The 26,667-nt window shown below is 64.6% G+C and carries 28 protein-coding genes; 18 read left to right on the top strand and 10 right to left on the bottom strand.

Features of this window, described 5'->3' with window-relative positions; translation table 11 throughout:
* Nucleotides 1-62: 62 nt before the first annotated feature.
* The 3 genes from AC1DS3_RS08075 to icd form a co-directional block, all read right to left on the bottom strand.
* A complete protein-coding gene (locus AC1DS3_RS08075) occupies nt 63-272 on the bottom strand; it encodes a helix-turn-helix transcriptional regulator (RefSeq protein WP_477126974.1) in 210 nt (69 codons plus the stop codon).
* A gap of 272 nt (nt 273-544) precedes the next feature.
* Complete coding sequence (locus AC1DS3_RS08070) at nt 545-1,792, bottom strand: tyrosine-type recombinase/integrase (RefSeq protein ID WP_477126973.1); 1,248 nt, start codon at nt 1,790-1,792, stop codon at nt 545-547.
* 179 nt (nt 1,793-1,971) lie between these two features.
* Complete coding sequence (icd, locus tag AC1DS3_RS08065; RefSeq protein WP_477126972.1) at nt 1,972-3,222, bottom strand: NADP-dependent isocitrate dehydrogenase; 1,251 nt, start codon at nt 3,220-3,222, stop codon at nt 1,972-1,974.
* Between the two features lie 320 nt (nt 3,223-3,542).
* Between icd and AC1DS3_RS08060 the strand changes: the two genes are divergently transcribed.
* The 3 genes from AC1DS3_RS08060 (at nt 3,543) to AC1DS3_RS08050 (ending at nt 5,202) form a co-directional block, all read left to right on the top strand.
* On the top strand, nt 3,543-4,217 hold the full coding sequence (locus tag AC1DS3_RS08060; protein WP_441636570.1) for a pseudouridine synthase: 675 nt from the start codon (nt 3,543-3,545) through the stop codon (nt 4,215-4,217).
* A 103-nt stretch (nt 4,218-4,320) separates the two neighbouring features.
* On the top strand, nt 4,321-4,566 hold the full coding sequence (locus AC1DS3_RS08055) for a hypothetical protein (RefSeq protein WP_441636568.1): 246 nt from the start codon (nt 4,321-4,323) through the stop codon (nt 4,564-4,566).
* A 186-nt stretch (nt 4,567-4,752) separates the two neighbouring features.
* Nucleotides 4,753-5,202, top strand: a complete 450-nt coding sequence (locus AC1DS3_RS08050; RefSeq protein ID WP_441636566.1) for a DUF192 domain-containing protein — start codon at nt 4,753-4,755, stop codon at nt 5,200-5,202.
* Nucleotides 5,203-5,253: 51 nt separating this feature from the next.
* On the opposite strand, the gene AC1DS3_RS08045 is transcribed toward AC1DS3_RS08050, so the two are convergent.
* Nucleotides 5,254-5,739 (bottom strand): YajQ family cyclic di-GMP-binding protein, encoded by a 486-nt coding sequence (locus AC1DS3_RS08045; protein ID WP_006157531.1) that lies wholly within the window; start codon nt 5,737-5,739, stop codon nt 5,254-5,256.
* Nucleotides 5,740-5,879: 140 nt separating this feature from the next.
* On the opposite strand from AC1DS3_RS08045, the gene murB reads away from it, so the two are divergent.
* Nucleotides 5,880-6,896, top strand: coding sequence for a UDP-N-acetylmuramate dehydrogenase (gene murB, locus AC1DS3_RS08040; protein WP_441636564.1), 1,017 nt, complete (start codon nt 5,880-5,882; stop codon nt 6,894-6,896).
* 19 nt (nt 6,897-6,915) lie between these two features.
* On the opposite strand, the gene ppnP is transcribed toward murB, so the two are convergent.
* The 3 genes from ppnP to argF form a co-directional block, all read right to left on the bottom strand.
* Nucleotides 6,916-7,227: a pyrimidine/purine nucleoside phosphorylase gene (gene ppnP, locus AC1DS3_RS08035; RefSeq protein WP_441636562.1), complete on the bottom strand. Its 312-nt coding sequence runs from the start codon at nt 7,225-7,227 to the stop codon at nt 6,916-6,918.
* 116 nt (nt 7,228-7,343) lie between these two features.
* On the bottom strand, nt 7,344-8,573 hold the full coding sequence (locus AC1DS3_RS08030; protein ID WP_477126971.1) for an argininosuccinate synthase: 1,230 nt from the start codon (nt 8,571-8,573) through the stop codon (nt 7,344-7,346).
* A 189-nt stretch (nt 8,574-8,762) separates the two neighbouring features.
* Nucleotides 8,763-9,686, bottom strand: coding sequence for an ornithine carbamoyltransferase (argF, locus tag AC1DS3_RS08025; protein WP_441636559.1), 924 nt, complete (start codon nt 9,684-9,686; stop codon nt 8,763-8,765).
* Nucleotides 9,687-10,082: 396 nt separating this feature from the next.
* On the opposite strand from argF, the gene AC1DS3_RS08020 reads away from it, so the two are divergent.
* The gene (locus AC1DS3_RS08020) at nt 10,083-10,382 is read left to right on the top strand and encodes a DUF3579 domain-containing protein (RefSeq protein WP_006157536.1); all 300 of its coding nucleotides are present in this window, start codon (nt 10,083-10,085) and stop codon (nt 10,380-10,382) included.
* A 269-nt stretch (nt 10,383-10,651) separates the two neighbouring features.
* Here AC1DS3_RS08020 and rpsT read toward each other — a convergent pair whose 3' ends face one another.
* On the bottom strand, nt 10,652-10,918 hold the full coding sequence (gene rpsT, locus AC1DS3_RS08015) for a 30S ribosomal protein S20 (protein ID WP_006157537.1): 267 nt from the start codon (nt 10,916-10,918) through the stop codon (nt 10,652-10,654).
* A 380-nt stretch (nt 10,919-11,298) separates the two neighbouring features.
* On the opposite strand from rpsT, the gene murJ reads away from it, so the two are divergent.
* The gene (gene murJ / locus AC1DS3_RS08010) at nt 11,299-12,852 is read left to right on the top strand and encodes a murein biosynthesis integral membrane protein MurJ (protein ID WP_441636557.1); all 1,554 of its coding nucleotides are present in this window, start codon (nt 11,299-11,301) and stop codon (nt 12,850-12,852) included.
* 235 nt (nt 12,853-13,087) lie between these two features.
* A complete protein-coding gene (locus AC1DS3_RS08005) occupies nt 13,088-13,936 on the top strand; it encodes a SirB1 family protein (protein ID WP_441636555.1) in 849 nt (282 codons plus the stop codon).
* A gap of 50 nt (nt 13,937-13,986) precedes the next feature.
* On the opposite strand, the gene AC1DS3_RS08000 is transcribed toward AC1DS3_RS08005, so the two are convergent.
* Nucleotides 13,987-14,613, bottom strand: coding sequence for a VTT domain-containing protein (locus AC1DS3_RS08000; protein WP_241754543.1), 627 nt, complete (start codon nt 14,611-14,613; stop codon nt 13,987-13,989).
* Between the two features lie 156 nt (nt 14,614-14,769).
* Between AC1DS3_RS08000 and mutL the strand changes: the two genes are divergently transcribed.
* The 3 genes from mutL to AC1DS3_RS07985 all read left to right on the top strand — a co-directional run bounded on the left by mutL (nt 14,770) and on the right by AC1DS3_RS07985 (nt 18,417).
* On the top strand, nt 14,770-16,818 hold the full coding sequence (gene mutL, locus AC1DS3_RS07995; RefSeq protein ID WP_477126970.1) for a DNA mismatch repair endonuclease MutL: 2,049 nt from the start codon (nt 14,770-14,772) through the stop codon (nt 16,816-16,818).
* Nucleotides 16,819-16,838: 20 nt separating this feature from the next.
* Complete coding sequence (miaA, locus tag AC1DS3_RS07990; protein ID WP_477126969.1) at nt 16,839-17,825, top strand: tRNA (adenosine(37)-N6)-dimethylallyltransferase MiaA; 987 nt, start codon at nt 16,839-16,841, stop codon at nt 17,823-17,825.
* A gap of 73 nt (nt 17,826-17,898) precedes the next feature.
* On the top strand, nt 17,899-18,417 hold the full coding sequence (locus AC1DS3_RS07985; protein ID WP_441636549.1) for a GNAT family N-acetyltransferase: 519 nt from the start codon (nt 17,899-17,901) through the stop codon (nt 18,415-18,417).
* 82 nt (nt 18,418-18,499) lie between these two features.
* On the opposite strand, the gene purM is transcribed toward AC1DS3_RS07985, so the two are convergent.
* Nucleotides 18,500-19,552 (bottom strand): phosphoribosylformylglycinamidine cyclo-ligase, encoded by a 1,053-nt coding sequence (purM, locus tag AC1DS3_RS07980; RefSeq protein WP_477126968.1) that lies wholly within the window; start codon nt 19,550-19,552, stop codon nt 18,500-18,502.
* Nucleotides 19,553-19,830: 278 nt separating this feature from the next.
* On the opposite strand from purM, the gene hda reads away from it, so the two are divergent.
* The 8 genes from hda (at nt 19,831) to AC1DS3_RS07940 (ending at nt 26,659) form a co-directional block, all read left to right on the top strand.
* Entirely contained in the window at nt 19,831-20,538 is a 708-nt protein-coding gene (gene hda, locus AC1DS3_RS07975; RefSeq protein WP_043349383.1) for a DnaA regulatory inactivator Hda, read from the top strand.
* A gap of 115 nt (nt 20,539-20,653) precedes the next feature.
* Nucleotides 20,654-21,328, top strand: coding sequence for a histidinol-phosphatase (locus AC1DS3_RS07970; RefSeq protein ID WP_441636545.1), 675 nt, complete (start codon nt 20,654-20,656; stop codon nt 21,326-21,328).
* Between the two features lies 1 nt (nt 21,329).
* Nucleotides 21,330-22,940, top strand: coding sequence for a polynucleotide adenylyltransferase PcnB (pcnB, locus tag AC1DS3_RS07965; RefSeq protein ID WP_441636543.1), 1,611 nt, complete (start codon nt 21,330-21,332; stop codon nt 22,938-22,940).
* On the top strand, nt 22,940-23,458 hold the full coding sequence (folK, locus tag AC1DS3_RS07960) for a 2-amino-4-hydroxy-6-hydroxymethyldihydropteridine diphosphokinase (RefSeq protein WP_441636541.1): 519 nt from the start codon (nt 22,940-22,942) through the stop codon (nt 23,456-23,458). Before pcnB ends, folK begins: the two co-directional genes overlap by 1 nt.
* 85 nt (nt 23,459-23,543) lie before the next feature.
* Nucleotides 23,544-24,185 carry a deoxynucleoside kinase gene (locus AC1DS3_RS07955; protein WP_441636539.1) on the top strand — a complete coding sequence of 214 codons (642 nt, stop codon included), beginning with the start codon at nt 23,544-23,546 and terminating at the stop codon, nt 24,183-24,185.
* A gap of 212 nt (nt 24,186-24,397) precedes the next feature.
* Nucleotides 24,398-25,219, top strand: coding sequence for a 3-methyl-2-oxobutanoate hydroxymethyltransferase (gene panB, locus AC1DS3_RS07950; RefSeq protein WP_441636537.1), 822 nt, complete (start codon nt 24,398-24,400; stop codon nt 25,217-25,219).
* A 13-nt stretch (nt 25,220-25,232) separates the two neighbouring features.
* A complete protein-coding gene (locus tag AC1DS3_RS07945) occupies nt 25,233-25,931 on the top strand; it encodes an ABC transporter permease (protein WP_441636535.1) in 699 nt (232 codons plus the stop codon).
* Nucleotides 25,928-26,659, top strand: coding sequence for an ATP-binding cassette domain-containing protein (locus AC1DS3_RS07940; protein WP_477126967.1), 732 nt, complete (start codon nt 25,928-25,930; stop codon nt 26,657-26,659). The genes AC1DS3_RS07945 and AC1DS3_RS07940 overlap by 4 nt, the downstream gene beginning before the upstream one ends.
* Nucleotides 26,660-26,667 lie beyond the last annotated feature (8 nt).

The following is a 26,667-nucleotide window of genomic DNA, read 5'->3' as shown; positions in this document are numbered from 1 at the left end:
CACAGGATGCGTTTCAGGGCCACTTCGCGGTTAGCGGTGGCCTTTTTCTTTTGGATCATCGCTTATGCTCCCGCGCGGTAATTAACGGGATCAGAAAGAAAGYGATCAATATCACAAACACGCCAGCCAACAGCCTTTGGCCCGAGTTTTATTGCAGGTGGGAATGTGCCGTCTTTGATTCGTTGGTAAATCGTTGAGCGGGACAAGCCGACTTCTCGTTCAACTTGTTTGCGACGAAGGATTGCGAAATCGGTACGGGATGTATCAGCCATGTTTGACCTCTGGTAAGTCGTACCGGACGACTCCGGCACACATGGCGTGACTTTATGGCAATATATTCTACAAAACAACCATTAATAATGGTTTTATGCCACAAAAACGTTAATAACGAACAATAAAATTTCACAAAACCATCAACAGCGGAAGATTCCCTCTCCCAACCGCGATTTTAACGCCGGAATACCTCAAGGAATAAGTCAGCACTAGAATTTTTATTTTTTCGTCAAAACCTTCCATTAACCAGCACCAGCATCGGCAATACCCGTCACGCCGCACCAAATTTACCGATAACAACATTGCCCGCCGCAGAGATAGTGGCTTGCCGGTCGATCTCATCAGCCAGATATTGCAACGCGCGTCGCCGTTCAGCCTCTAGTTCATGATGGTGATAGCTCGCCGCTGTCTGGCTTCGCTCAGTGTGTGCCAGCAATAGCTCCACCACGTCCCGGCTGTAACCGTGCTCGCGTAACAGCGTTGCTGCCGTGCCCCGTGTGCCGTGTGGCGAAAATTCCGGCACGCCAAAGTCCAAGCGCTTGAATAGGTGGTTTAGCGTTGCATCTGCCATGGGCACGTTGGAGCGGAAGGCGGACGGAAACACGTATTCCAAATGTCCGGTCAATGCTCGCTGCACTTCCAACAATTCGAGCGCTTGCGTGGACAGGTACACACGATGCGGGCGGCGCGACTTCATTCGCTCGGCTGGAATGTCCCATTGCGCCTTGTCCGTGTCGATCTCGGCCCACTTCGCGCGCAGGACCTCAGCCTTGCGGCACATGCTGTACATCAGCAGTTTCGCCGCAGCCGTGGTAGATGGATGCGCACCTTGCCGCCCCAATGCCCGCCAGAAGGCACCTAGTTCCGACTCGCTCAGGTGCCGGTGATGTTCAGCTTTCGGAACCTCAATCACGCCACRCAGCGGCAACGCCGGGTTCGTCTCAACTAGTAGCTTCTGAATCGCGTAGTTGTAAACCTGTTGAACCAGCACGCGCACATTTTCGGCAGTGTTTGGCGTGCCGCGCCGTTTCTCAATAATTGTCAGCACATGGGCGGGCTTAACATCTTCCAGCGCTTTACCGCCAATTTCAGGCCAGACGAACCGATCCAGCAGGGAGCGCATCTGTGCACGGTAGCCGTCCGACTTGTTGCCTAGCCGTTCGTCCAGCCACTTGAGAGAGAACGACTTGAACTGGCCTTCATCCGCGCCCTTTGACGTACGGGCCTTGCGTTCGGCGTCATCCGCCTGCTTATGCGTGGCCGGGTCGTTACCCTGCTCCACCATCGCCCGGTACTCAGCGTGCCGGTCGCGCGCATCCGCTACCCCGATCTCCGGATAGCTGCCGATCACCACCGAACGGCGCTTGCCATCAATCTGATATTGGTATCCCCACGTTTTCGAGCCGCCCGGGTGCACCAGCACAAACAGACCGCCGCCGTCCGTCAACTTGTACCGCTGCTCCTTCGGCTTTGCATTGTTCAGACGCGTAGGCGTCAGCGTGTAGTTGAAATGGCGCATACCACCAGCCMTCAAAGATGAGTGTTTTGAGTGCTATGGCATCCTCTAAACACTCCGTTTAGCACTCACTGTAAGCCGGATAGCACTCACTCTCTTCGGAACGCTAGAGACAAAAAACCCCGGCTACACATAGTGTACACCGGGGTTCGCCGGATTTCTCCGGAACACGCTGGACGTTCTTACATGTTTTCGATCATCACCTGCCCAAAGCCCGAGCACGACACCTGCGTCGCGCCTTCGAGCAGGCGGGCGAAGTCATAGGTGACCTTCTTCGACAGGATGGACTTCTCCATCGAGGAGATGATCAGGTCGGCGGCTTCGGTCCAGCCCATGTGGCGCAGCATCATTTCCGCGGAGAGGATTTCGGAACCCGGGTTCACGTAGTCCTTGCCGGCGTACTTTGGTGCGGTGCCGTGGGTGGCTTCGAACATGGCCACGGAATCCGACAGGTTGGCGCCCGGGGCAATGCCAATGCCGCCAACCTGGGCCGCCAGTGCGTCGGAGATGTAGTCGCCGTTCAGGTTCAGCGTGGCGATCACCGAATATTCGGCCGGGCGCAKCAGGATCTGCTGCAGGAAGGCGTCGGCGATGGCATCCTTGATGACGATTTCGCGKCCGGTCTTCGGGTTCTTGAACTTGCACCACGGGCCGCCGTCGATCAGCTCGGCGCCGAATTCCTGTTGTGCCAGCTCGTAGGCCCAGTCACGGAAGCCACCTTCGGTGAACTTCATGATGTTGCCCTTGTGCACGATGGTCACCGACGGCTTGTCGTTGTCGATCGCGTACTGGATGGCCTTGCGCACCAGGCGCTTGGTGCCTTGCTTGGAGACCGGCTTGACGCCAATGCCCGAGGTATCCGGGAAACGGATCTTCTTCACGCCCATTTCGTTCTGCAGGAAGGCGATCAGTTTCTTGGCCTGGTCGCTTTCCGCTTCCCATTCGATGCCGGCGTAGATGTCTTCCGAATTCTCGCGGAAGATCACCATGTCGATCTTTTGCGGCTCGCGCACCGGCGAGGGCACGCCCTTGAAGTACGCCACCGGGCGCAGGCAGACGTACAGGTCCAGCTGCTGGCGCAAGGCCACGTTGAGCGAGCGGATGCCGCCGCCAACCGGCGTGGTCAGCGGGCCCTTGATGGACACCACGTAGTCCTTGAGGACTTCCAGGGTTTCTTCAGGCAGCCACACGTCAGGGCCATACACCTTGGTCGACTTCTCGCCGGCGTAGATCTCCATCCAGGAAATCTTGCGCTTGCCACCGTAGGCCTTGGCCACGGCCGCATCGACCACCTTGATCATCACCGGGGTGATATCCAGGCCCGTACCGTCGCCTTCGATGAATGGAATGATCGGATTGTCCGGAACATTCAGCGAAAAATCCTGGTTGACCGTGATCTTTTCGCCGGCCGGAACCTTGATGTGTTGATACATGACGTCTCCAGTACGGAACGGGGGGGTTGCAACGAGCCGCCGGATTCGTGACCAGACGGCGAGATTTGGGTGGCGCGTGGGCATTTTAACGGCGATTGGCGCGGGCGATGCCGCTGCGCACCACACGCGGACTACCCGGCTATGCGTCACACGCACACAAGTCTTATATAAGACATAAGACCGTTTTGTATTATGCAACAAAATTTCATGATCCGCCATCCTGGCCGGACCCGCGCCGCCCGGCGTGGGCTACGGCATACTGACGCCCCATACTGACGCTATTCATGCGCCTATCCGCGCGCCAGGCCCCAATACTCTCGATGACGCTGATCGCACTGAACAAACCCTTCGGCACCATGAGCCAGTTCTCCGCGCACCCGTCGCGCCCGACTCTCGCCGACTGCGTGCAGCGGCCCGGCGTGTATCCGGCGGGAAGGCTCGACGCCGACAGCGAAGGCCTGCTGCTGCTGACCGATGACGGCATCTTGCAGGCGCGCATTGCCGATCCGCATCACAAGCTGCCCAAGACATATCTGGCCCAGGTCGAAAACGTGCCCGGCGAAGCCGCCCTGGCGCACCTGTGCAATGGCGTCGACCTGGGAGACTTCCGCACGCTGCCGGCGCGAGCGCGCTGCATCGACGAGCCAGGCTTTCTGTGGCCACGCAATCCGCCGGTGCGATTTCGCGCCGCCATCCCGACCCAATGGCTCGAACTCGAGATCCGCGAGGGCAAGAACCGCCAGGTGCGCCGAATGACCGCGGCAGTAGGATTTCCGACTTTGCGCCTGGTGCGCGTGCAGATTGGCATGCTCGACCTGCGTACGCTCGGACTCGCGCCAGGGCAATGGTGCGAGATCGACCCGAGCGCGCTCGGCCTGGAAGCCGTAGTCGCGCCACGTCCCCGCGCGATCGTGCGCGGGGACGGCTCGGGGGCGGCGACCAGCCCTGCGGAGCGCCGCCACGCACGCCCTCGCGCAAAAAGTTACAAATATTAACAAGTCGTGGGTCAACGGCTCCCCGCCTCGTTTCGTTTTTGACACTGACGCGTCGCATACGAGTCAACTCTTCCGAATCGATTTACCTTCGAGGTTGTTAAGCATGAACAAACTGATCGCTGCTCTGGTTGCCGGCCTGTTYGCCACCGGCGTTTTCGCCCAAGCCGCCGCACCCGCACCGGCAGCGCCGGCTGCTGCAGCGCCTGCCGCCGAAGCACCGGCTGCAAAGCCCGCGACGAAGAGCGCCAAGAAGTCCAAGAAGCACGCTCACCACAAGACCAAGGCTGCTCCGGTTGCCAAGGCTGACGCTGCTCCGGCTGCCAAGGCTGAAGCTGCTGCAACGAAGTAAGAGTTTGCAGGCAGGCCGGGCTTCGTGCCCGGCAAGCAAGGCAGGTCGCCCGCAAGGCGCCTGCCTTTTTTCTTGCTCGCGACGGTAGGGCCTGCTGCAACGAAGTGGAATATTTGTCCGTGCCGCTCGCGCGGTAGCTGCGCTATGCTGGCGGCTGTCCCGAACCGTCATTCGCCGCTCCAACTCATGCGCCCTTTGCTCAAGAACCTGCTCGTCAGCGGCTGCGCGCTCGCCGCCATGGCCGCCGCCTGTGCCCAGTCCCCGGCCAGCTTGCCGGTCAGGCAACTCACCGCTGGGATGTACGCGATCAAGGCGGAAATCGCCGCCACGCCGGAAGCCCGCGAGCTTGGCCTGATGTACCGCAAGACCATGCCCGCCAACGAGGGCATGCTGTTTGTGTTCGAAGAGAAAGCCGGACACTGCTTCTGGATGAAGAATACCGACCTGCCCCTGTCGATCGCCTTCCTGGCCGATGACGGGTCCATCGTCAATATCGAAGACATGGCGCCCCAGACTGAGAACAACCATTGCCCGCGCGCGGCCGTGCGCTACGCGCTGGAGATGAACAAGGGATGGTTTGCGCAGAAGGGCCTGAAGGCCGGCACGAAGATCGGCGGCCTGCCGCAGGCGCGCTAAAGAAAAAGCAGGCGCGCGGCAGCATGGCTGCCACGCCTGCCGGCGACAGGATCAGTCGCGGAAGTTGTTGAAGTCCAGCGGCGCTTCGGGGACGTCCTTGCGCAGCAGCGCGATCACGCTCTGGAGATCGTCGCGCTTGGTCCCCGTGACACGCACGGCGTCACCCTGGATGCTGGCCTGCACCTTGATCTTGCTGTCCTTGATCATCTTGACGATCTTCTTCGACAGATCGCCGGTGACACCCTTCTTGATGGTGATGACCTGCTTGACCTTGTCACCGCCGATGCGCTCGGTCTTGCCGTAGTCGAGGAAGCGCACATCGACATTGCGCTTGGCCATCTTGCTGATCAGCACGTCCTTGACCTGGCCGAGCTTGAAATCGTCATCGGCGAACGCGGTGAGTTCGTTCTCCTTGTGCTCGACCCGTGAATCCGAACCCTTGAAGTCAAAGCGGTTCGTGATTTCCTTGTTGGCCTGCTCGACCGAGTTCTTCACCTCGATCATGTTCGCTTCGCACACTACGTCAAACGACGGCATTGCATTCTCCTTGTCTTGCTGCGTGTTGCTTGTTGCTTGTACCGGGCGCGCGCCGGCTGGCGGCGGCGCTTACGTATAATCCAGCCTACCCTGCAGTCCGGTGCCGTCGACCCCGGCGGGCCGCTTCACCTTTCCCTTGCATGGCAGATTTCCTCGAATTTTATCCCCTGCGCCGCCACAATACATTCGGATTCGACGTGCGCGCGCGCTTTGCGGTGCACGTGCGCAGCGAAGCCGACCTGCTGGCCGCCCTGGCCGATCCCCGCGCGCAAGGCCTGCCGCTGGTGGTGCTCGGCGGCGGCAGCAATGTGGTCCTTACGCAGGACCTTGACGCGCTGGTGCTGCTGATGGAGATTCCCGGCTACGCGGTGGCCTCGGCGGATGCCGCCCACATGGTGACGGCCGGTGCTGGCGAGAACTGGCATGCGCTGGTCTGCCGCACTATCGCCGACGGCCTTCCGGGCCTGGAAAACCTGGCCCTGATTCCCGGCACCGCGGGCGCCGCGCCGATCCAGAACATCGGCGCCTACGGCGTGGAGCTGCGCGAGCGCTTCGACAGCCTGCGCGCGTTCGACCGCCATAGCGGCGAATTCGTCCACCTGACGCTGGAGCAGTGCCAGTTCGCCTACCGGGACAGCCTGTTCAAGCGTGAGGGGCGGGACCGCTACATCATCACCGCCGTCACCCTGCGCCTGCCGCTGCCATGGCAGCCAGTGCTGGGCTATGCGGAACTGGCGCGCGAGCTGGCGCAAGATCCTGCGGCGCACCCCACGGCAGACCGTATCCGCGACGCGGTGATCGCGATCCGCTCGCGCAAGCTACCCGACCCGGCCCAGGTCGGCAATGCCGGCAGCTTCTTCAAGAACCCGGTGGTGGGCGCCGAACAGCGCGACGCGCTGCTGATGCGGTATCCCAACCTGGTCAGCCATGCCCAGCCTGACGGCAGCTACAAGCTGGCAGCCGGCTGGCTGATCGACCAGTGTGGATTCAAGGGGGTCAGCGACGGCCCGGTGGGCGTCTATGGCAAGCAGGCGCTGGTGCTGGTACACCACGGCGGCGGCACCGGGCAGGCGCTGCTGGCGCTGGCGCACCGCATCGCCGATGCGGTACAGGCCCGCTTCGGCGTGCGTATCGAACCCGAGCCGGTGGTGCTTTAAGCCGTCCGGGCTGCCGTGATCAACCGAAGTGGCAGACGTAGTCCAGCGTTTCGGTCACTTCGATATCGAAGCTGCTGTCGCCGGGCACATTGAACTGCTGGCCGGCGCCATAGGTATGCCACTGGTCTTCGCCAGCCAGCTTGACGCGGCACACGCCACCATTGATTTCCATGATTTCCGGGGCGCCGGTGTTGAAGGTCAGGGCGGCGGGGAAGATCACGCCCAGCGTCTTGCGGGTGCCGTCCGGGAACAGCACGGTGTGGCTCACRCACTTGCCGTCGAAGTACAGGTTGGCTTTCTTGACGACGGATACGTTGTCGAACTGGCTCACGCTATTTCTCCTTGATGCTCTTGGTTCTGGATGACTGAATCGGGAATACCGCAGGGCAAGGCGGCGCAAAAAAGGGGCCATGACGGCCCCTCTTCTGTTGCCTGCCTGCGGCCGGCTTACTCGCCGCGCTGGCGGCGAGCGTTTTCGGCGATGCGCATGCGCAGCGCGTTCAGCTTGATGAAGCCGCCGGCGTCGGCCTGGTTGTAGGCGCCGCCGTCATCGTCGAAGGTCGCGATGGTCTTGTCGAACAGCGTGTCCTTGGAGTCGCGGGCGACCACGATCACATTGCCCTTGTACAGCTTGACGCGGACCCAGCCGTTGACCTTGGCCTGGGTGTGGTCGATCAGCACCTGCAGCGCGCGGCGCTCCGGGCTCCACCAGTAGCCGTTGTAGATCAGGCTGGCGTAGCGCGGCATCAGGTCGTCCTTCAGGTGAGCCACTTCGCGGTCGAGCGTGATCGACTCGATAGCGCGGTGGGCCTTCAGGATGATGGTGCCGCCAGGGGTTTCGTAGCAGCCACGGCTCTTCATGCCGACGTAGCGGTTTTCCACCAGGTCGAGGCGGCCGATGCCGTGCTTGCCGCCCAGGCGGTTCAGCTCGGTCAGCACTTCAGCCGGGGTCATGCGCTTGCCGTTCAGGCCAACGATATCACCGCCCTCGAACTCGACGTCCAGGTACTCGGCCGCGTCCGGTGCGTTCTCCGGCGACACGGTCCAGCGCCACATGTCTTCCTCGGCCTCGGCCTTGGGGTCTTCCAGGTGGCGGCCTTCGAAGGAGATGTGCAGCAGGTTGGCGTCCATCGAGTACGGGGCGCCGCCCTTCTTGTGCTTCATGTCGATTTCGATGCCGGCCTTTTCAGCGTAGGCCAGCAGCTTYTCGCGSGACAGCAGGTCCCACTCGCGCCACGGSGCGATGACCTTCACGCCCGGCTCGAGRCCGTAGTAGCCCAGCTCGAAGCGAACCTGGTCGTTGCMCTTGCCGGTAGCGCCGTGCGACACAGCGTCGGCGCCGGTGCTGCGCAGGATTTCGATCTGGCGCTTGGCGATCAGCGGACGCGCGATCGAGGTGCCGAGCAGGTACTCGCCTTCATAGACGGCATTGGCACGGAACATCGGGAAGACGAAATCGCGCACGAACTCTTCGCGCAGGTCGTCGATGAAGATGTTTTCCGGCTTGATGCCGAACTTGAGCGCCTTCTGGCGGGCAGGTTCKAGTTCCTCGCCCTGGCCGATGTCGGCGGTAAAGGTGACCACCTCGCACTGATAGGTGTCTTGCAGCCACTTCAGGATCACCGAAGTGTCCAGCCCGCCGGAGTAGGCGAGCACGACTTTCTTGATATCGCTCATGTTCGACTCGATGCGAAAAGTAAGCGCGGCTAGCCACAAAGCCAGTCACGCGAGAAAAAGGGATGCGGAAAGACCGCTATTTTGACACGTCCGCCCCGGCTTGGGCGGCACTTGGCGAGCCGGGCGAGCATGCGGGCACCGGATTGGCGCGCCGCATGTGCGCCAATCGTGGCGCCACCCCGCCAACGGTCAGTAACGTCCGCAGAGCAGGTATTCCATCAGCGCCTTCTGCACATGCAGGCGGTTCTCAGCCTCTTCCCAGACCACGCTCTTGGGGCCGTCGATCACGGCGGCCTCGACTTCCTCGCCGCGGTGGGCAGGCAGGCAGTGCATGAACAGGGCATCGTCGCCGGCGCGATCCATCATGGCGGTAGTCACCATCCAGTGCTGGAAGGCGCGCTTGCGCGCGTCGTTCTCGGCCTCATAGCCCATGCTGGTCCACACGTCGGTGGTGACAAGGTCGGCACCCTGGCAAGCGGTCAGCGGATCGTCGAACACCTTGACCAGATGAGCGGCCGTTGCCGGCACCATGACCGGATCGAGCTGGTAGCCGGGAGGCGCCGAGAAATGGAACGTGAAGCCGAGGCGCTCTGCGGCCTGGATCCACGTGTAGGCCATATTGTTGGCGTCACCGATCCATGCGACGGTCTTGCCGCGGATGCTGCCCCGCTGCTCGATGTAAGTGAAGACATCGGCCAGCACCTGGCAGGGATGGTATTCGTTGGTCAGCCCGTTGATCACCGGCACGCGCGAATGCGCGGCGAAACGCTCGATGATTTCCTGGCCGAAGGTGCGGATCATGATGATGTCGACCATGCGCGAGATCACCTGCGCCGCGTCCTCGATCGGCTCGCCGCGCCCCAGCTGGGAGTCGCGGGTGTTGAGGAAGACGGCATGGCCACCGAGCTGGTGGATGCCGGCCTCGAACGACAAGCGCGTACGAGTCGAGTTTTTCTCGAAGATCATGGACAGCGTGCGGTCGTGCAGCGGATGCCATGTCTCGTAGTTCTTGAACTTGGTCTTCAGAATCCGTGCGCGGTCCAGCAGGTACTCGTACTCGTCGGGAGTCAGGTCGCTGAACTGGAGGTAATGCTTGATCGAAGTTGGGCTCATAAAACAAAGAAGGCGGCTCGGTGGTGGCATGCCGCCATGAAGGGTTCATGACCTGACCATGCCGCGGAGCCGCCTTTCGCGTCGCTTACGCAATTTAACTGTAAGAATCATAAGGGATTATTGTGGCTTTGGCGAGCGTGCACGGCACCTCGCCCGGCACGGAGGCTTATGCGCGAGTCTTATATAAGATATAATACTGGCTGATTCACGCGGGGCCCGGCATACCCATGCCACCGCCCGCTGCCGGCATCAAAAGTGCCCCCGCCGACACCGACGCCCCCGCCGCCAMGGCCGGAATGAAACGAACTAATCGTTTCCTGGCCGCGTCAAACGGGCTTCCGTTTGGTCAGTCTGGCGGGTTTACCGTCGAGTCACCCGTCTTATCCCCGCAGTCTCATGAATCCCACAGTTCGCGAATACTTCATCCAAGGCATCACCAAGGAAGGCAAGACCTTCCGCCCAAGCGACTGGGCTGAACGACTGTGCGGCGTGATGGCGCAATTCCGCCCCGAAGGCGACACCGGCGACCCCCGCATCACTTACTCACCTTACGTGCGGCCAGTGATGGCCGGCGGGTTGAAGAGCGTGGTGGTCGATGCGCGGCTGCGCGACATTGAACCCAAAGCGCTCGACTTCGTCCTCAACTTCGCGCGCGACAACAACCTGCAACTGGTCGAGGCCTGCTCGCTGGAGTGAGCTCGCACTGAAGCAGCTGCGGCATGGCCGCAGCTAGCCGCACACACCCTCAGGACAGGTGCCAGCCCAAAGCACGAAGCCAAGTACAAAGCAAAAAAAGCTCGTCAAATGACGAGCTTTTTTATCGGCTGGACTACCCCGTAAGGCGATCCACCCTGCCGGCCGACAACCTGACCAGGACCGTGGCACACCGCCGAGGCGGCGCGGCCACGCAATGGCCGGCGAACAGCCGGAAGGTGCCTGGCTTGCGCCCGGCACCAGTGCCTATATCAGGCAGCCATCGACTTGATAGCCGACGACAGGCGCGACTTGTGGCGTGCAGCCTTGTTCTTGTGCACGATCTTCTTGTCGGCGATAGCGTCGATGATCGATTGCGAGTTCTTGAAGATCTCGGCAGCAGCAGCCTTGTCGCCGGCTTCGATTGCCTTGCGAACAGCCTTCACTGCGGTACGCAGACGCGAACGCAGGCTGGAGTTGTGGGCGTTCTGGGCGACGGCCTGGCGCGCGCGCTTGCGAGCTTGTGCGGAATTTGCCATTTAAGTAGATTTCCTGAATTCAGATGCGTGCCCGACGGGAGGACGGAGCAAACCGCGGACACAATTAAGTGCACATCAAGCGACCCGGGATGCACTGGCACACGAATCCGGAACGCAACTAGCCTTGTGAATCGGCAATTATACACACAAGAAAAAGCGGCTGGCAAGCCGAGCCACACCTCATCTCGAGCAGGGCGAAGCAAACGCCGATATACGTGCATATCCGGGCGCCTGCGGGGCCAAACCGTATAATACGCGCCACACCGGCCCCGCCCTCGCGTGGCCTCGATGCAACTTTGGCGCGCGCCCGGCGTCTGAACCCGGTTCGCACCGGCGGTCCGACCGACGCTGCCGCCGCCACCCCTTGCCGCCGAACCATCTTGAACCTGCTCAAAGCGCTCGCCACCATCAGCAGCCTGACGATGCTGTCGCGCATCACAGGCCTCATCCGCGAGATCTTGATCGCGCGTGCCTTTGGCGCCTCGGACATGACCGACGCCTTCAACGTGGCGTTCCGCATCCCCAACCTGCTGCGCCGGATCTTCGGCGAGGGCGCATTCTCGCAAGCCTTCGTGCCCATCCTGGGTGAATACCACAGCAAGCGTGGCGAGACCGAGACCCGCGCGCTGATCGATGCCGTTGCCACGGTCATGACCTGGGTCCTGATGGGCGTCTCGCTGCTTGGCGTGATCGGTGCGCCGGTGGTCATGATGGTGGTCGCCACCGGCTTTCGCCAGCATGGCGGAGAAACCTATGACGCGGCGGTCTTCATGACGCGCGTGATGTTTCCCTACATCGGCCTGATCTCGCTGGTGGCGCTGGCCTCCGGCATCCTGAACACCTGGCGCCGCTTTGCCATGCCGGCCTTCACCCCGGTGCTGCTCAATATCTGCCTGATCATCGCCGCGCTGTTTGTCGGCCCGCATATGGCGCAGCCGATCTACGCGCAGGCCTGGGGCGTGCTGGTGGGCGGCATCCTGCAGCTGGCGGTGCAGATTCCGGCGCTCCGGCGCCTGGGCGTAATGCCGCGCCTGCGCTTTAACCTGCGCGCGGCCTGGGCGGAGCCGGGCGTGCGCCGCGTCATGCGACAGATGGCGCCGGCGCTGCTGGCGGTCTCGGTGGCCCAGATCAGCCTGATCATCAATACCAATATCGCCTCGCGCCTGGCCGCCGGCAGCGTGTCTTACCTGACCTATGCCGACCGCCTGATGGAATTCCCGACCGCGCTGCTGGGCGTGGCGCTGGGCACCATCTTGCTGCCAAGCCTGTCGAAAGCCAGCGCCGAGGAAAACCGGGCCGAATACTCTGGCCTGCTGGATTGGGGCCTGCGCCTGACCTTCCTGCTGGCCGTGCCGTGCGCGGTCGGGCTGTTCGTGTTCGGCGCGCCGCTCACGGCGGTGCTGTTCAACTATGGCAAGTTCGACGCCCATGCGGTGGAAATGACCCGCCAGGCGCTGGTCTCCTACGGCATCGGCCTGCTGGGACTGATCCTCATCAAGATCCTGGCGCCGGGCTTCTATGCCCGCCAGGACATCCGCACCCCAGTCAAGATCGCCCTGCTGGTGCTGGTGATCACGCAGTTGTCCAACTACGTCTTCGTGCCGCGCTTTGGCCATGCGGGCCTGGCGCTGTCGATCAGCTTCGGCGCCACCGTCAACGCGTTGCTGCTGTTCCTGGGCCTGCGCAAGCGCGGCTTTTACTCGCCGGCCAAGGGCTGGTGGCTGTTCCTGGCCCAGTTGCTGACCGCCGTCACGCTGCTGGCGGGCATGCTGTTGTGGTTCGCCCGCAACTTCGACTGGGTCGCCCTGGGTGCCACGCCATTGTTGCGTATCGCCCTGCTGGCCTCGTGCCTGGTACTTGCGGCAGTCGTCTACTTCGGTACACTGTGGCTCATGGGGCTGAGATACTCCGCTTTCAAGCGGAGAGCCGGCTAACAAGCCCCCGCCTGCCAAACCTGCCCTTTTCGCCAGCGCCAGACGGCGCGGGCCAAGGGTTGCGGCAGCGCGCGGTGCAGGGTCAAGGCTACTGAGGTTGTGTCAGAATGAGATGAAGCGGTTCTGCCCAGGCGCGCGACCGCGGACGGTACCAACACCCTACCGTCCGGGAAGGCACGCCACGCCGCCAGCATTCATCCGGAACAGCCGCCAGGCCGCATTCAGGAACGCCGCAATGACAACCACGAAAGTCCTGGAATACTTTGCCAGTCTCGTGGCAGACGAGAACGGTATCCCGCTGACAGAGACCGTGCTCTCGATCGCCCAGGATGCCTATCCGGACCTGGACCTGCAGGCCGAGCTCGCAGCGCTCGACATGCTCGCGGTACGCCTGAAACGCCGCGTCGCCGAAGGTACGCCGGCCATCCAGCGCATGCGCCTGCTCAATCATTTCTTCTACCGCGACCTGGGCTTCGGCGCCAACGCGAACGATTACTACGACCCCGACAACTCGTACCTGAACGTCGTGCTCAAGCAGCGGCGTGGCATCCCGATTTCGCTGGCGGTACTCTATATGGAACTGGGCCAGCATATTGGGCTGCCGCTCAAGGGCGTGTCCTTCCCTAACCATTTCCTGGTGCGGATGTCGATTCCGGCGGGCGAGGTGGTGGTGGACCCGCTCACCGGCGAGACCTTGTCCAAGGAACAGTTGCAGGAGATGCTCGACCCGCACCTGGAGCGCGAGGGCATCGCGGATCCMAACGAGGTGCCGCTGGGCCTGTTCCTGCAGGTGGCCAGCCACCGCGAGATCGTGGCGCGCGTGCTGCGCAATCTCAAGTCGATTTATCTGCAGGAGTCGCGCTGGCAGCGCTTGCTGGCGGTGCAGAACCGCCTGGTGATCCTGCTGCCCGGCTCGATCGAGGAGGTGCGCGACCGCGGGCTGGCGTATGCCAACCTGGAGTGCTTCCGCCCGGCGCTGGCCGACCTGGAAGCGTATGTGATGGCGCGCCCGGATGCGGCCGACACCACCCAGATCCGCGACCGCATGCCGGCGCTGCGCATGATGAGCCGCAGCGTAAGCTGAAAGTAACCTGAAACTCAGGCGGGGGCAGGCCGAGGCCCGCCCCCGCTGGCTCAGGAAGGACGGCGCTTGCCGCCCCGCACCAGCTTCCACAGGCCACCCAGCACCAGCGGCACCACAGCCGCGCCGATGCCCGCCAGCACGATCAGGTTCAGGTACTGCTTGATGAACGGCAGGTTGCCGAAGAAGTAGCCGGCAAACACCAGGCCCAGCACCCAGGCCGCCGCGCCGATCACGTTGAACAGCTGGAACTTGGCAAAAGTCATCTGCGACACGCCGGCCACGAACGGCGCGAAGGTACGCACGATCGGCAGGAAACGGGCCATCACCAGCATCTTGCCGCCATGGCGCTCGTAGAAATCGTGCGTCTTGCGCAACGCCTGCTGGTCCAGGAAGCGCCAATGGCCGTCGAACACTTTCGGCCCCACCCAACTGCCGACAAAGTAGTTGACAGTATTGCCGCCAATCGCCGCCACCAGCAGCAGGCCGACCAGCGCCCATTCATTCATGGCGTGCGTGGCGCAGAAGGCGCCGGCGATAAACAACAGGGAATCGCCCGGGAGAAAAGGCAGCACCACAAGCCCGGTCTCCGCGAACACGATGGCGAAGAGGATGGCGTAGACCCACGCACCGTAGTTCTGGATGACGGTGCCTAGGTATTTGTCGACGTGCAGCAGCATGTCGATGAACTGCAATGCGATATCCAATTCGATCCCCGTTCGATAATTTGCCGACATCATACAAGACCGGACAGGCGCCAAAGTCACCTTGCCCAACCACTTTTCATCCATCGCACGCCCACGGGCCAGGCGGCGCACCCACGTATAATTCCGCCCATGCCTGCCCAAGCCCCGCACCCCGCCCAGCCGCTCCGTCCCATCCGCCCCCTGCCCGACCAGCTGATCAGCCAGATCGCGGCCGGCGAGGTGGTGGAGCGCCCCGCCTCCGTGGTCAAGGAACTGCTGGAGAACGCGCTGGACGCCGGCGCCACCCAGCTCAACCTCCGCCTGGAGGAAGGTGGCGTGCGCCGCATCGTGATTGCCGACAACGGCTGCGGCATTCCCGCCGATGAGCTGCCGGTCGCGCTCAAGCGCCACGCCACCAGCAAGATCGCCTCGCTGGACGAACTTGAAGCGGTGCTGACGCTCGGCTTTCGCGGCGAAGCGCTGGCCTCGATCGCCTCGGTGTCCGAGCTGACCCTGACCAGCCGCACCGCCAGCGATACCCACGCGATGCAGGTGATCGCCAACACCGGCGTGGTACAGCCCGCATCCGGCGGCGTGGGCACCACCGTCGACGTGCAGCACCTTTACTTCAACACGCCAGCGCGCCGAAAGTTCCTGAAATCCGAACAAACCGAGTTTGGCCACTGCCTGGAAATGGTGCGGCGCGCGGCGCTGGCGCGCCCGGACGTGGCCATCTCCGTCCATCACAATGGCAAGCCGATGGAGCACTGGAACGCCGGCGACGTCGCCACGCGCACCGCCCAGGTGCTGGGCGCCGACTTCGCCAACGCCCGGCTGCCGCTGGATGAAGAGGCCGGCAGCTTGCACCTGTACGGCTTTGCCGGGCTGCCCACCGCCTCGCGCGGGCGCCCGGACCAGCAGTTCTTCTTCGTCAACGGCCGCTACGTGCGTGACAAGCTGCTGACCCACGCGGTGCGCAGCGCTTACCAGGACGTGCTGCACGGCGACCGCTTCCCCTCCTACGTGCTGTGCATGGACCTGCCGCCCGAGATGGTGGACGTGAACGTGCACCCGTCCAAGATCGAGGTGCGTTTCCGCGAATCGCGCTCGGTGCACCAGTTTGTCTACCACGCCGTGCAGCGTTGCCTGGCGCGGCAGGCCGGCGAGCAAGGCGACAGCCTGCATACGTCGGTCGGCGCGGACGATCCGGCGGCGGCTGAGCCGATTGGCGGTGCCGGCGGATTCCCGGGCGCGCGAAGCTTTGGCGGCGGCTCCAGCGGCTCCGGTAGCGTCGGCGGCTTCGGCGGATCGGGCAGAAGCGGCGGCATGGGCGGCATGGGCGGCGGCAGCAGCCCGCGCCCATGGGTCGACTACACGGCCGCCGCACGGCAGACCGAGCTCGGCGTGGCCCAGCCCCGGCAGGCCTACCTCGGCATGGTGCGCGACGCGATCCAGCCGGGCGGCGGGTTTTCACGCGGCCCCGCCGCCTATGTCCCACCGGCCGGCCCGGGCGCCACGCCCCCGGCCTGGCTGGCCGATGCGCAAGCCGCGCGCGAGAACGACCCGCCCGGCCTGCTGGACCAGATGCCCCGCCAGGAGCTTCCCGAAGACGAGGCCAGCCCGCTGGGCTATGCCATCGCGCAGCTGCACGGCATCTATGTGCTGGCGCAAAACGCGCGCGGCCTGGTGCTGGTGGATATGCACGCTGCCCACGAGCGCATCCTCTACGAGCAGATCAAGACCGCGCTCGAAGCGCGCGAGCTCGYGGTGCAGTCGCTGCTGATCCCGGTTACGCTCACAGCCAGCCCCGTGGAGATCKGCACGGCCGAGGAGCACCAGGAAACCCTCACCCTGCTCGGCTTCGACATCGCGCAGGTCTCGCCCACCACGCTGGCGATCCGCGCGATTCCCGCTCTGCTCAAGCAGGCCGACACCGAAGCCCTGGCGCGCGACGTGCTGCGCGACCTGCAAGCCTTCGGCGGCTCGCGCGTGCTGGTCGAACGCCAGAACGAGCTGCTGGCCACGCTGGCTTGCCACAGCGCGGTGCGCGCCAACCGCAAGCTCACGCTGGAAGAAATGAACGCGCTGCTGCGGCAGATGGAGCAGACCGAGCGCGCCGACCAGTGCAACCACGGCCGGCCCACCTGGGTGCAGCTGACCGTGGCGGAACTCGACCGCCTGTTCCTGCGCGGGCAGTAAGCCGCGTGCCCGACGACTTGATGACAACCGCCTCATCCAGCGGCACCGCCGCGTCCGCATCAGGCCACGCGCCGGTGGTCTGCCTGCTCGGCCCCACCGCCTCCGGCAAGACCGCCGCGGCGCTGGCGCTGGCCGCACAGACACCGGTCGAGATCATCAGCCTGGACTCGGCCCTGGTCTACCGCGAGATGGACATCGGCACCGCCAAGCCCTCGCCCGCCGAGCTGGCCGCGGTGCCGCACCACCTGATCGACATCATCGACCCGGCCGATAGCTACTCGGCCGCCCAGTTCGTCACCGACGCCGAGCGGCTGATCGTGGAGATCCGCGCGCGCGGCCGCGAGCCGCTGATCGTCGGCGGCACCATGCTGTACTACAAGGCGCTGACGCAGGGCCTGAACGACCTCCCACAAGCCGATCCGGCCCTGCGCGCCGAGCTGGACGCGCTAGCCGCCGAGCACGGCTGGCCGGCGCTGCACGCCATGCTGAGCGAGGTCGATCCGGTCACCGCGGCCCGCCTCGCGCCCAACGATGCCCAGCGCATCCAGCGCGCGCTGGAGATCCACCGCCTGTCCGGCCAGCCCATGTCGGCGCTGCTGGCGCGGCAGGCCGACGAGCGCGCCTTTGCCGGCGCCGCCGACCGGCGCTACCGCGTGATCGCGCTGGAGCCGTCGGACCGCGCCGTGCTGCACGCGCGCATCGCCGCCCGCTACGACGCCATGCTGGCTGGCGGCTTTATCGAGGAAGTGCAACGGCTGCGCGCGCGCGGCGACCTGCAGCCCACGCTGCCCTCGATCCGCTGCGTCGGCTACCGGCAGGTGTGGGAATACCTCGACGGCGAAACCGATTTCGACACCATGCGCGAGCGCGGCCTGGCCGCCACCCGCCAGCTCTGCAAGCGCCAGCTGACCTGGCTGCGCAGCACGCCCGAGCGGGAGGTTGTGGACTGCCTGGCGCCGGACTACGTCGCGCAGGTAGCGCGGCTGGCGCGGATCGGGCAAGCGTAGCGTCACTGGGGGGCAGGTGTGACGGATAAGCGATAATCGTCGTTTGTATCTTGCCGAAGACGTCAAATCCGCCATGTCTGCCACCGATTTCGTACTGCGCCCCGCCACTTCCGACGATTGCGAAACCTTGCTCGCGCTGATCAAGGGACTGGCCGAATACGAGAAACTCACCCACCTGGTCGAAGCCACGCCGGAAAAACTGCGCGAGGCGCTGTTTGGCCCGCGCCCGCATGCCGAGGCTGTGCTCGTGGAGGTCCCCGGCACCCAGGTCCCGCAGGCCGTCGGCTTTGCCTTGTTCTTCCACAATTTCTCGACCTTCCTGGCCAAGCCCGGGCTGTATCTGGAAGACCTCTATGTCGACCCCGCCTGGCGCGGCCATGGGCTGGGCAAGGTTCTGCTCAAGCATCTTGCGGCGCTGGCGGTGGAACGCGGCTGCGGCCGCTTTGAATGGAGCGTGCTGGACTGGAACACACCTTCCATTGATTTCTACCGGGCAATGGGTGCGGACGTGATGCCGGACTGGCGAATTTGCCGGGTGACTGGGGAGGCGCTGGCGAAGCTGGGCGCGACGGAGTCACTCCGCAGACCGTAGATCGACGGTCTGCGCCCGACGGGCAAAAAAAAAACGGCGCATGCCTAAGCATGCGCCGTTTTTTTTATTGGAGCGGGACCGCTCAGGCCACGATGGTCTGTGCCTGGCCTTCTTCACGCTCGCGGATTTCGCCGATCTGCCATACGGCCTCGCCAGCGGCTTGCAGATGACGAATGGCGCGGTCGGCGTCTTCCTTGGCGACGATCACCACCATGCCGATGCCGCAGTTGAACACGCGGTGCATTTCGTCATCGGCAACGTTGCCCTGGGCTTGCAGCCACTGGAACAGCGGCGGCAGGGTCCAGGCGTCGCGCTGCAGCACGGCGGTCACGTTCTGCGCCAGCACGCGCGGCACGTTCTCGGTCAGGCCGCCGCCGGTGATGTGGGCCATGCCCTTGACCGGCAGGGTCTCGATCAGCGACAGCAGCGGCTTCACGTAGATGCGGGTGGGCGCCATGATGGCGTCCTGCAGGCGCTGGCCGTGGAAATCGCCGTTCAGGTCCGGCTTGGCCACTTCGATGATCTTGCGSAYCAGCGAGTAGCCGTTGGAGTGCGCGCCCGACGAAGCCAGGCCCAGCACCACGTCGCCCGGCACGATGGTGGTACCGTCGATGATGCGGCTCTTCTCCACGGCGCCAACCGCGAAGCCGGCCAGGTCGTACTCGCCATCGGGGTACATGCTGGGCATTTCGGCGGTTTCGCCACCGATCAGCGCGCAGCCGGMCAGYTCGCAGCCGTGGGCGATGCCYTKRATCACGGTMGCSGCSGTKTCCACGTCSAGCTTGCCGCAGGCGAAGTAGTCGAGGAAAAACAGCGGCTCGGCACCCTGCACCAGGATGTCGTTGACGCTCATGGCGACCAGGTCCTGGCCCACGGTGTCGTGGCGGTTCAGCTGGAAGGCCAGCTTGAGCTTGGTGCCCACGCCGTCGGTGCCGGAGACCAGCACCGGCTCCTTGTATTTCTTGGACAGCTCGAACAGCGCGCCGAAGCCCCCGATGCCGGCCATCACGCCTTCGCGCATGGTGCGCTTGGCGAACGGCTTGATGCGATCGACGAGCGCGTCGCCCGCGTCGATATCGACGCCGGCATCGCGGTAGGAGAGGCCTGCCTGGCCGGAAGTGGGGGATGCGCTCATGGGAACCTGCTTTTCCTGGAGTATGAAGTGAGGAATGCGGCGCTCACGACGGCGATTTGCGGCCGCGAGTCCAGTAGAATTGCAATTTTAACGGATACGGGCTTCCGGCTTCCAGTTTCCGGTGTTCCGTGTCATGAAGTATTGTCCGCAGCCATTCCCGATGAAGATGATTCCGGCAGCCACCGGCCGTTCTGCCCGCGCCCAACAGGCGGTCAGCGCCTGCCAGCCGCGACGCGTTTACCTGACAGATGATCCGCACCCAAAGTAACCGATAAGTCATGTTTCAGCGTCCCAAGCAGCTATCGCTTGAACTTGGCAGTCCGCCGCCCTCGACCTTCGAGAATTTTTTCGTTGCGGTCAACCGCGAGCCGGTGCAGCGCCTGCGCGACCTGGCCACGGCGGTGGCGCAGGARCGGGCCGCCGACCGCCTGATCTACCTGTGGGGCGAAGTGGGCTCGGGCCGCACCCACCTGCTGCATGCGGTCTGCGACAGCGGCTACCAGGCCGGCATCCGTTGCCGCTACCTGAGCCCGCATCACGCCTTGTCGGACTTCATCTTCGACCCGAGCTGCCAGCTCTACACCGTGGACGATGTGGAGCTGCTCGACGAAGCGCGCCAGATCGCCGTGTTCTCGCTGTACAACGAGGTCCGGGCTCATGTGCGCACCGCCATCGTGGTGGCCGGCAGCCAGGCGCCGCTGGCCATGCCGGTGCGCGAGGACCTGCGCACGCGGCTGGGCTGGGGCCTGGTCTATCAGTTGGCTCCGCTGTCGGACGAGGACAAGATGGCGGCGCTGGTGCAGGCCGCGCGCGAGCGCGGCCTGCAGCTTTCACCGGAAATCCCGCACTGGCTGGTCACGCGCAAATACCGCGACATGCCGAGCCTGATGGCCCTGCTGGACGCGCTGGACACCTATTCGCTGGAGCGCAAGCGCGCCGTCACGCTGCCCCTGCTGCGGGAAATGTTTGCCGAGTTGCGTGAGTGAGCCAGGGCCTGCGCGCCAGCGCGCGTGACCCATGGCATGCACCGTGCTTGCCTTTGTTGGCATCCAGAGACGTTAAGAAAGCTCTCACAGTCCCGTTAATGTAAAATCGCCGCCCATGAATCTGGCATTGTTCGACCTCGACCACACCTTGCTCCCGACCGACAGCGACCACGAATGGGGCCGCTTCCTGGTGCGCCTGGGCGTTGTCGACGAGGAATTCTACCGCCGCAGGAACGACGAGTTCTTCGGCCATTACAAGGCTGGCACCCTGGATATCCAGGCTTTCCTGCGTTTCGCGCTGGCGCCGCTGGCGGCCAATCCGCGCGACCGCCTGGAAGCGTTGCGCAGCCAGTTCATGCGTGAAGTGATCGATCCGGTCATCACGCCGCAGGCGCGCGCACTGGTCTACAAGCACCTCGACGCCGGCGACCTGTGCGCCGTGGTCACCGCCACCAATAGTTTCGTCACCGCCCCGATCACGGCGGCCTTCGGTATCAAGCACCTGATCGCCACCGAGCCGGCCACCGTCAACGGCAAGCCCGATGGCGCCTTCACCGGCGAAGTGGCTGGCATTCCCAGCTTCCGCGAGGGCAAGATAACCCGGGTGGAAGCCTGGCTAAAGAGCATGGGCACCCAATGGGATGCCTTCGAAAACACCACCTTCTACAGCGATTCGGCCAACGACCTGCCGCTGCTGGAGAAGGTCAGCGAGCCGATCGCCGCCAACCCGGACGATCGCCTGCGTCACCACGCCGCCGCGTCAGGCTGGCGCATCATGGACCTGTTCTGACGTGATCAAAAAGCTAATCAACCGGCTGCTAGGCAAGCCGGGCACCCAGCAGCGCCCCGTCAAACGCCGCGGCCAGCGCGCCCATGCGCCGAATATCGTTGCGCATGCAGAGCACCAGATCGACCAGTCGCTGATCTCGCGCAACGCCATCAAGGTCACCTCCACGCTGCAGCAGGCAGGCTACGAGGCGTTTATCGTCGGTGGCGCGGTGCGCGACCTGTTGCTAGGCATCAAGCCCAAGGACTTCGACGTCGCCACCAACGCCACGCCTGACCAGGTGCAGGCGCTGTTCCGCCGCTCGCGCATCATCGGCCGGCGCTTCCAGATCGTGCACGTGACGTTCTATGGCGGGCGCGAGCAGGAAATCATCGAAGTCTCCACCTTCCGCGCGCTGGTCGACGCGGTCGCCAGCGAGACCTTGCCCGAAGGGCGCCGCCTCAAGCGCGCCGAGCTCGACAGCAAGACCCACGCGATCGATGCCTCGGGCCGCGTGCTGCGCGACAACGTGTGGGGCTCGCAGGCCGAAGATGCGGAACGCCGCGACTTCACCATCAACGCGATGTACTACGACCCCGCCCAGCAACTGGTGTACGACTACCACCAGGGCATGGAGGACATCCGCGCGCGCACGCTGCGCATGATCGGCGATCCRGTCACGCGCTACCGCGAGGACCCCATCCGCATGCTGCGCGTGGTGCGCTTCGCCGCCAAGACCGGGTTCACGATCGACGAGGACACCCGCCAGCCGATCGCCGACCTGGCCTCGCTGATCCACAATGTGCCCAGCGCGCGCCTGTTCGATGAGATGCTCAAGCTGCTGATGTCGGGCCATGCCTGGGCGTCGCTGCAGGAACTGCGCAAGGCAGGCCTGCACCGCGGCCTGCTGCCGCTGCTGGATGTCGCGCTGGAGCAGCCGATGGGCCAGCGCTTCGTGCAACTGGCGCTGGACAACACGGACCAGCGCGTGCAGGTCGGCAAGCCGGTCTCGCCGGGCTTCCTGTTTGCCGCGCTGCTATGGCACCACGTGCTGCAGCGCTGGACCACGCTGCGCGAGGAAGGCGAGCACGCCATTGCCGCGCTCAATATCGCCATGGACGACGTGCTGGAGCGCCAGACCGGCCAGCTCGCCATCCAGCGCCGCTTTGTCACCGACATGCGGGACATCTGGGGCATGCAGCCGCGCTTCGAGAAGCGCGTGGGCCGCATGCCGTTCCGCCTGATCGAATCGCCGCGCTTCCGCGCCGGCTTCGATTTCCTCTACCTGCGCTGCGAATCCGGCGAGCAGCCGGCCGAGCTGGCGAAATGGTGGCAAGACTTCCAGGATGCCGATAGCCACGGCCGTGAGGACCTGATCGACGCGGTGCGCCCGGTGCGCGGCGCCGGCAAGCAAGGTGGCGGCAGCGGCGGCGCGGGCGATGCCGAAGGCTTTGAGCCCGCCGGAGATGGCGACGGCGGCGACAGCGGCGGCCCGGCACGGAAGAAGCGCCGTCGGCGCAGTCCGCGGAAATCGGATAAAGTTTCTCCGCGGAGTGATATGGACGCGAGCCAGGAATCCGGCTCCACTGCAGACCGGAAAACCGGCAAGGTACGCGTCCAGCCGGAGGAATCGTAATGACACTTGCCTTTATCGGCATCGGAGCCAACCTGGGTGACGCCCGGCAGGCTCTGAAAGATGCCATCGTGTGCCTGGCCCAGCAGGTCGGCATCACGGTGCTGGCGAGATCGTCGCTCTATCGCACGGCCCCGGTCGATGCTACGGGCAACGACTACTACAACGCGGTGGTCAAGGTAGAGACCTCGTTCACCGCCGCCCAGCTATTGCGCATCTGTCACCACATCGAGGATCAGTTTGGCCGCGAGCGGCCTTTCCGCAATGCACCACGCACCCTCGACCTGGACCTGCTGGTCTTTGGCGATGAAATCCACCAGGACGAAAAGCTGGTGGTGCCGCATCCACGCCTGGCCGAACGCGCCTTCACGCTGGTACCGCTGCTTGAGCTGGATGCCGAACTGGTTGTCCCCGGCCTTGGCCGCGCGGCGGATTACCTGGCCGCGGTCAGCGCGCAGCGCGTCGAGAAGGTCTCCTTTTGCAAGTGCACGCGGCAACTGGACGCGCGCGGCGAGTCCTGAAGCCATGGCCGGCAGCGGCAAGCCGGCCCCGCTTTATCCGCCCTGTACTGTGTAGTTAGTTCCCCCTAGCCGACCGGACCCGCCCATGCTCGAACACCTGCGCCGCATCGTGGTGGAAGGCCCCATTGGAGCCGGCAAGACCGCGCTCGCGCAACGCCTGGCGCAAACCCTGCGCACCGGCGAATTGCTCGATGCGGCACGTGAAAACCCCTTCCTGGAACGCTACTACCGCGAGCCCGCGCGATACGCGCTGCCGCTGCAGCTGTCGCTGATGAACCAGCGCGCGCAGCAGCTCAAGGCCTGGCAGGCGGCACTGCTGGCGGGCCAGCGCATGGTGAGCGATTTCCTGTACACCAGGGACCGCCTCTACGCCGGGCTGACCCTGCCCGAGGACGAACTGGCGCTGTACGACGCCCTCGCCGCGCGCCTGCCTGCCCAGGGCCAGCGCGTGGACCTCGTCATCGTGCTGCAGGCCTCGCCCGCCCTGCTGCGCGAGCGCATCACCCGGCGCAACGCGCCCGGCGAGTCCAATATCGACGATGCCTATCTGGAGCGGTTGTCGGATGCCTACGGTGAGCTGTTCCACCGCTACGACGAGGCGCCGGTCATGATCGTCGACACCGCCCACTTCAGTCCTGTAGACAACGACGCCGATTTCCGTACACTACTGTCGCGCATCGAAAACATGCGTGGCCGCAAGGCCTTTCTCAATCTCGCTGCGCCCTGACAGGTTCTCCCGCCTGCCAGCCTTCACCATAACGACAGCAGTCGCTGCCGCGAATCTAGTGGCCCCATCCCCGGGGCCGAGCGCCTCGCGCAGTACGAACTGAAAGGGGCAAAGGCCTTGCCGCACGGATACAGATGCGTTGATGCACTGATCATGAACGCACTGCGGCATTGCGGCAGGCCCGGCTCCCGTCTCTCTACCGGCCCAACGTCATGAGTTATCTCCTCGATCCCTCCCGCAAGACCGTCACCATCCCCAAGCTGCAAGCGATGCGCGCCGCAGGCGAAAAAATCGCCATGCTAACCGCCTACGACTCCAGCTTCGCCGCGCTGCTCGATTACTGCGGGGTCGAGGTGCTGCTGGTCGGCGACTCCCTTGGCAATGTCATGCAAGGCCAGCAGACCACGCTGCCCGTGACGCTCGAACAAGTTGTCTACCACACCGAATGCGTGGCGCGCGGCAACCAGAGCGCGCTGCTGGTGGCGGACCTGCCGTTCGGCACCTATCCCACCCCGGAAGCCACCTTCACCAGCGCCGTGGCCCTGATGCGGGCCGGCGCGCAAATGATCAAGCTCGAGGGCGGCGACTGGCTCGCGCCCACCGTCAAGTTCCTGGTCGAGCGCAGCATTCCGGTGTGCGGCCACATTGGCCTGACGCCGCAGTCGGTGCACGCGCTGGGCGGCTTCAAGGTGCAGGGCAAGACCGATGAAAGCGCGGCGCAGCTCAAGCGCGACGCACTCGCGCTGCAAGCCGCGGGCGCCCAGCTGATCGTGATGGAAGCGGTGCCGGCGGCCGTGGCTGGCGTGGTGACCGGCCTGCTGACCATCCCGACCATCGGCATCGGCGCCGGCGCGGATTGCTCCGGCCAGGTGCTGGTGCTGCAGGACATGATCAACGTCTACCCAGGCCGCAAGGCCAAGTTCGTGCGCAACTTCATGGAGGGCGCCGGCTCGATCGAGGCCGCCGTGCGCGCCTACGTGGCGGCCGTGAAGGACGGCAGCTTCCCGGCCGTCGAGCACACCTTCTCGGCCTGAGCGCGCGCCGGCGATGGAGATCGGTGCCGCCACCGTCGCGGCCTTTGCGCTTCTGGCCAGCGGTGACGGCGCCATCTGGTTCATCGTGTGGACCTCGCTGGTGGTGGCCGTGCTTGGGCTGGCGATTGCCGCCGTGCCCGCCATCGGCGCGGCCTACCTGATCGCCAGCCACGATTTTCTCGGGCGGCGTGTGGTGGTGGTGGTGGCGCAGGCCTGCCTCTCCTTCCCAACCGTGCTGGTCGGGCTGGTCCTCTACCTGCTGTTCACCCGCCACGGGCCGCTGGGCAATTTCTCCCTGCTGTTTACCCGCGGCGGCATGGTGCTCGGGCAAGCGGTGATTGGCTTCCCGGTGGTGCTGGCGTTTGCGCTGTCCACCTTGCAGGGGGCGGATGCGCGGTTGCGTGAAACCGCCTGGGTGCTGGGCGCCGGGCGCTGGCGGACCTTTTTCACCGTCCTGCGCGAGATGCGCTTCGGCCTGATGGCCGCGCTGGTGGCGGGCTTTGGGCGGGTCATCGCCGAGGTGGGTTCGGCGCTGATGATCGGCGGCAATATCGAAGGCGCCACCCGGACCATCACCACCGCCATCGCGCTGGAAACCAGCAAGGGAGAATTCGCCCAGGGTATCGCGCTGGGCGTTGTGCTGATCGCACTGGCAGTGCTCGTCAATGTGATGCTGGCGTGGCTGCAAGGCGCGGGAGGATTTCGCCGATGAGCACCCTGCCCGCGCGACGCACGCCTGACGGGCAGGCGCTGCCACCTTCCCAGTTGCCGCCGCTGCTGACGGTGCGCGGCTTGCAGCGCCAGGTGGGCGCGCGGCGGCTGTTCGATATTGCCGAGCTTGTCTTCCCACGCGCCGCTTTGGTGGTGCTGACCGGTGTCAATGGCGCGGGCAAGAGCACGCTGCTACGCATGGTGGCGGGGCTGGAGCGCGCCCCCGGCGCAACCGTGGCCTGGACCGGCGCGGACGGCAAGCCCCGCAACGCCGCACTCGATCCGATGCCCGCCGCGCTGCGCCAGCGCATTGCCTACCTGCATCAGCATCCCTACCTGTTTCGCACTTCGGTGCGCGAGAACATCGCCTATGGCCTGAAGGCGCGCGGCATGCCCGATGACKAAGTCAGGCGGCGCGTGGGTGCCGCGCTGGGCTGGGCCGGCATCACGCACGTCCAGGACACCGCCCCGGATCGCCTGTCCGGCGGCGAGGTGCAGCGCGTGGCACTGGCCCGCGCCAAGGTGCTGGAGCCCGATTTGCTGTTGCTGGACGAGCCCACCTCCAGCCTGGACGGCCACGCACGCGAACAGGTGATCGGCCTGGTGCAGGGCCTGGCCGCCGAGGGCCGCAGCGTGGTGATGGTCTGCCACGACCGCGAGCTGATCAACCTGCCGGGCGTGGTGCGCTGGAAGCTCGGCGACGGACGGCTGGATACGCGCCACCCCTGAACGCCTGG

It is taken from the genome of Cupriavidus sp. 01L46, from assembly GCF_056399905.1.
Note: the sequence above shows the minus strand (reverse complement) of the source record. Positions and strands in the feature narration are given on the sequence as shown.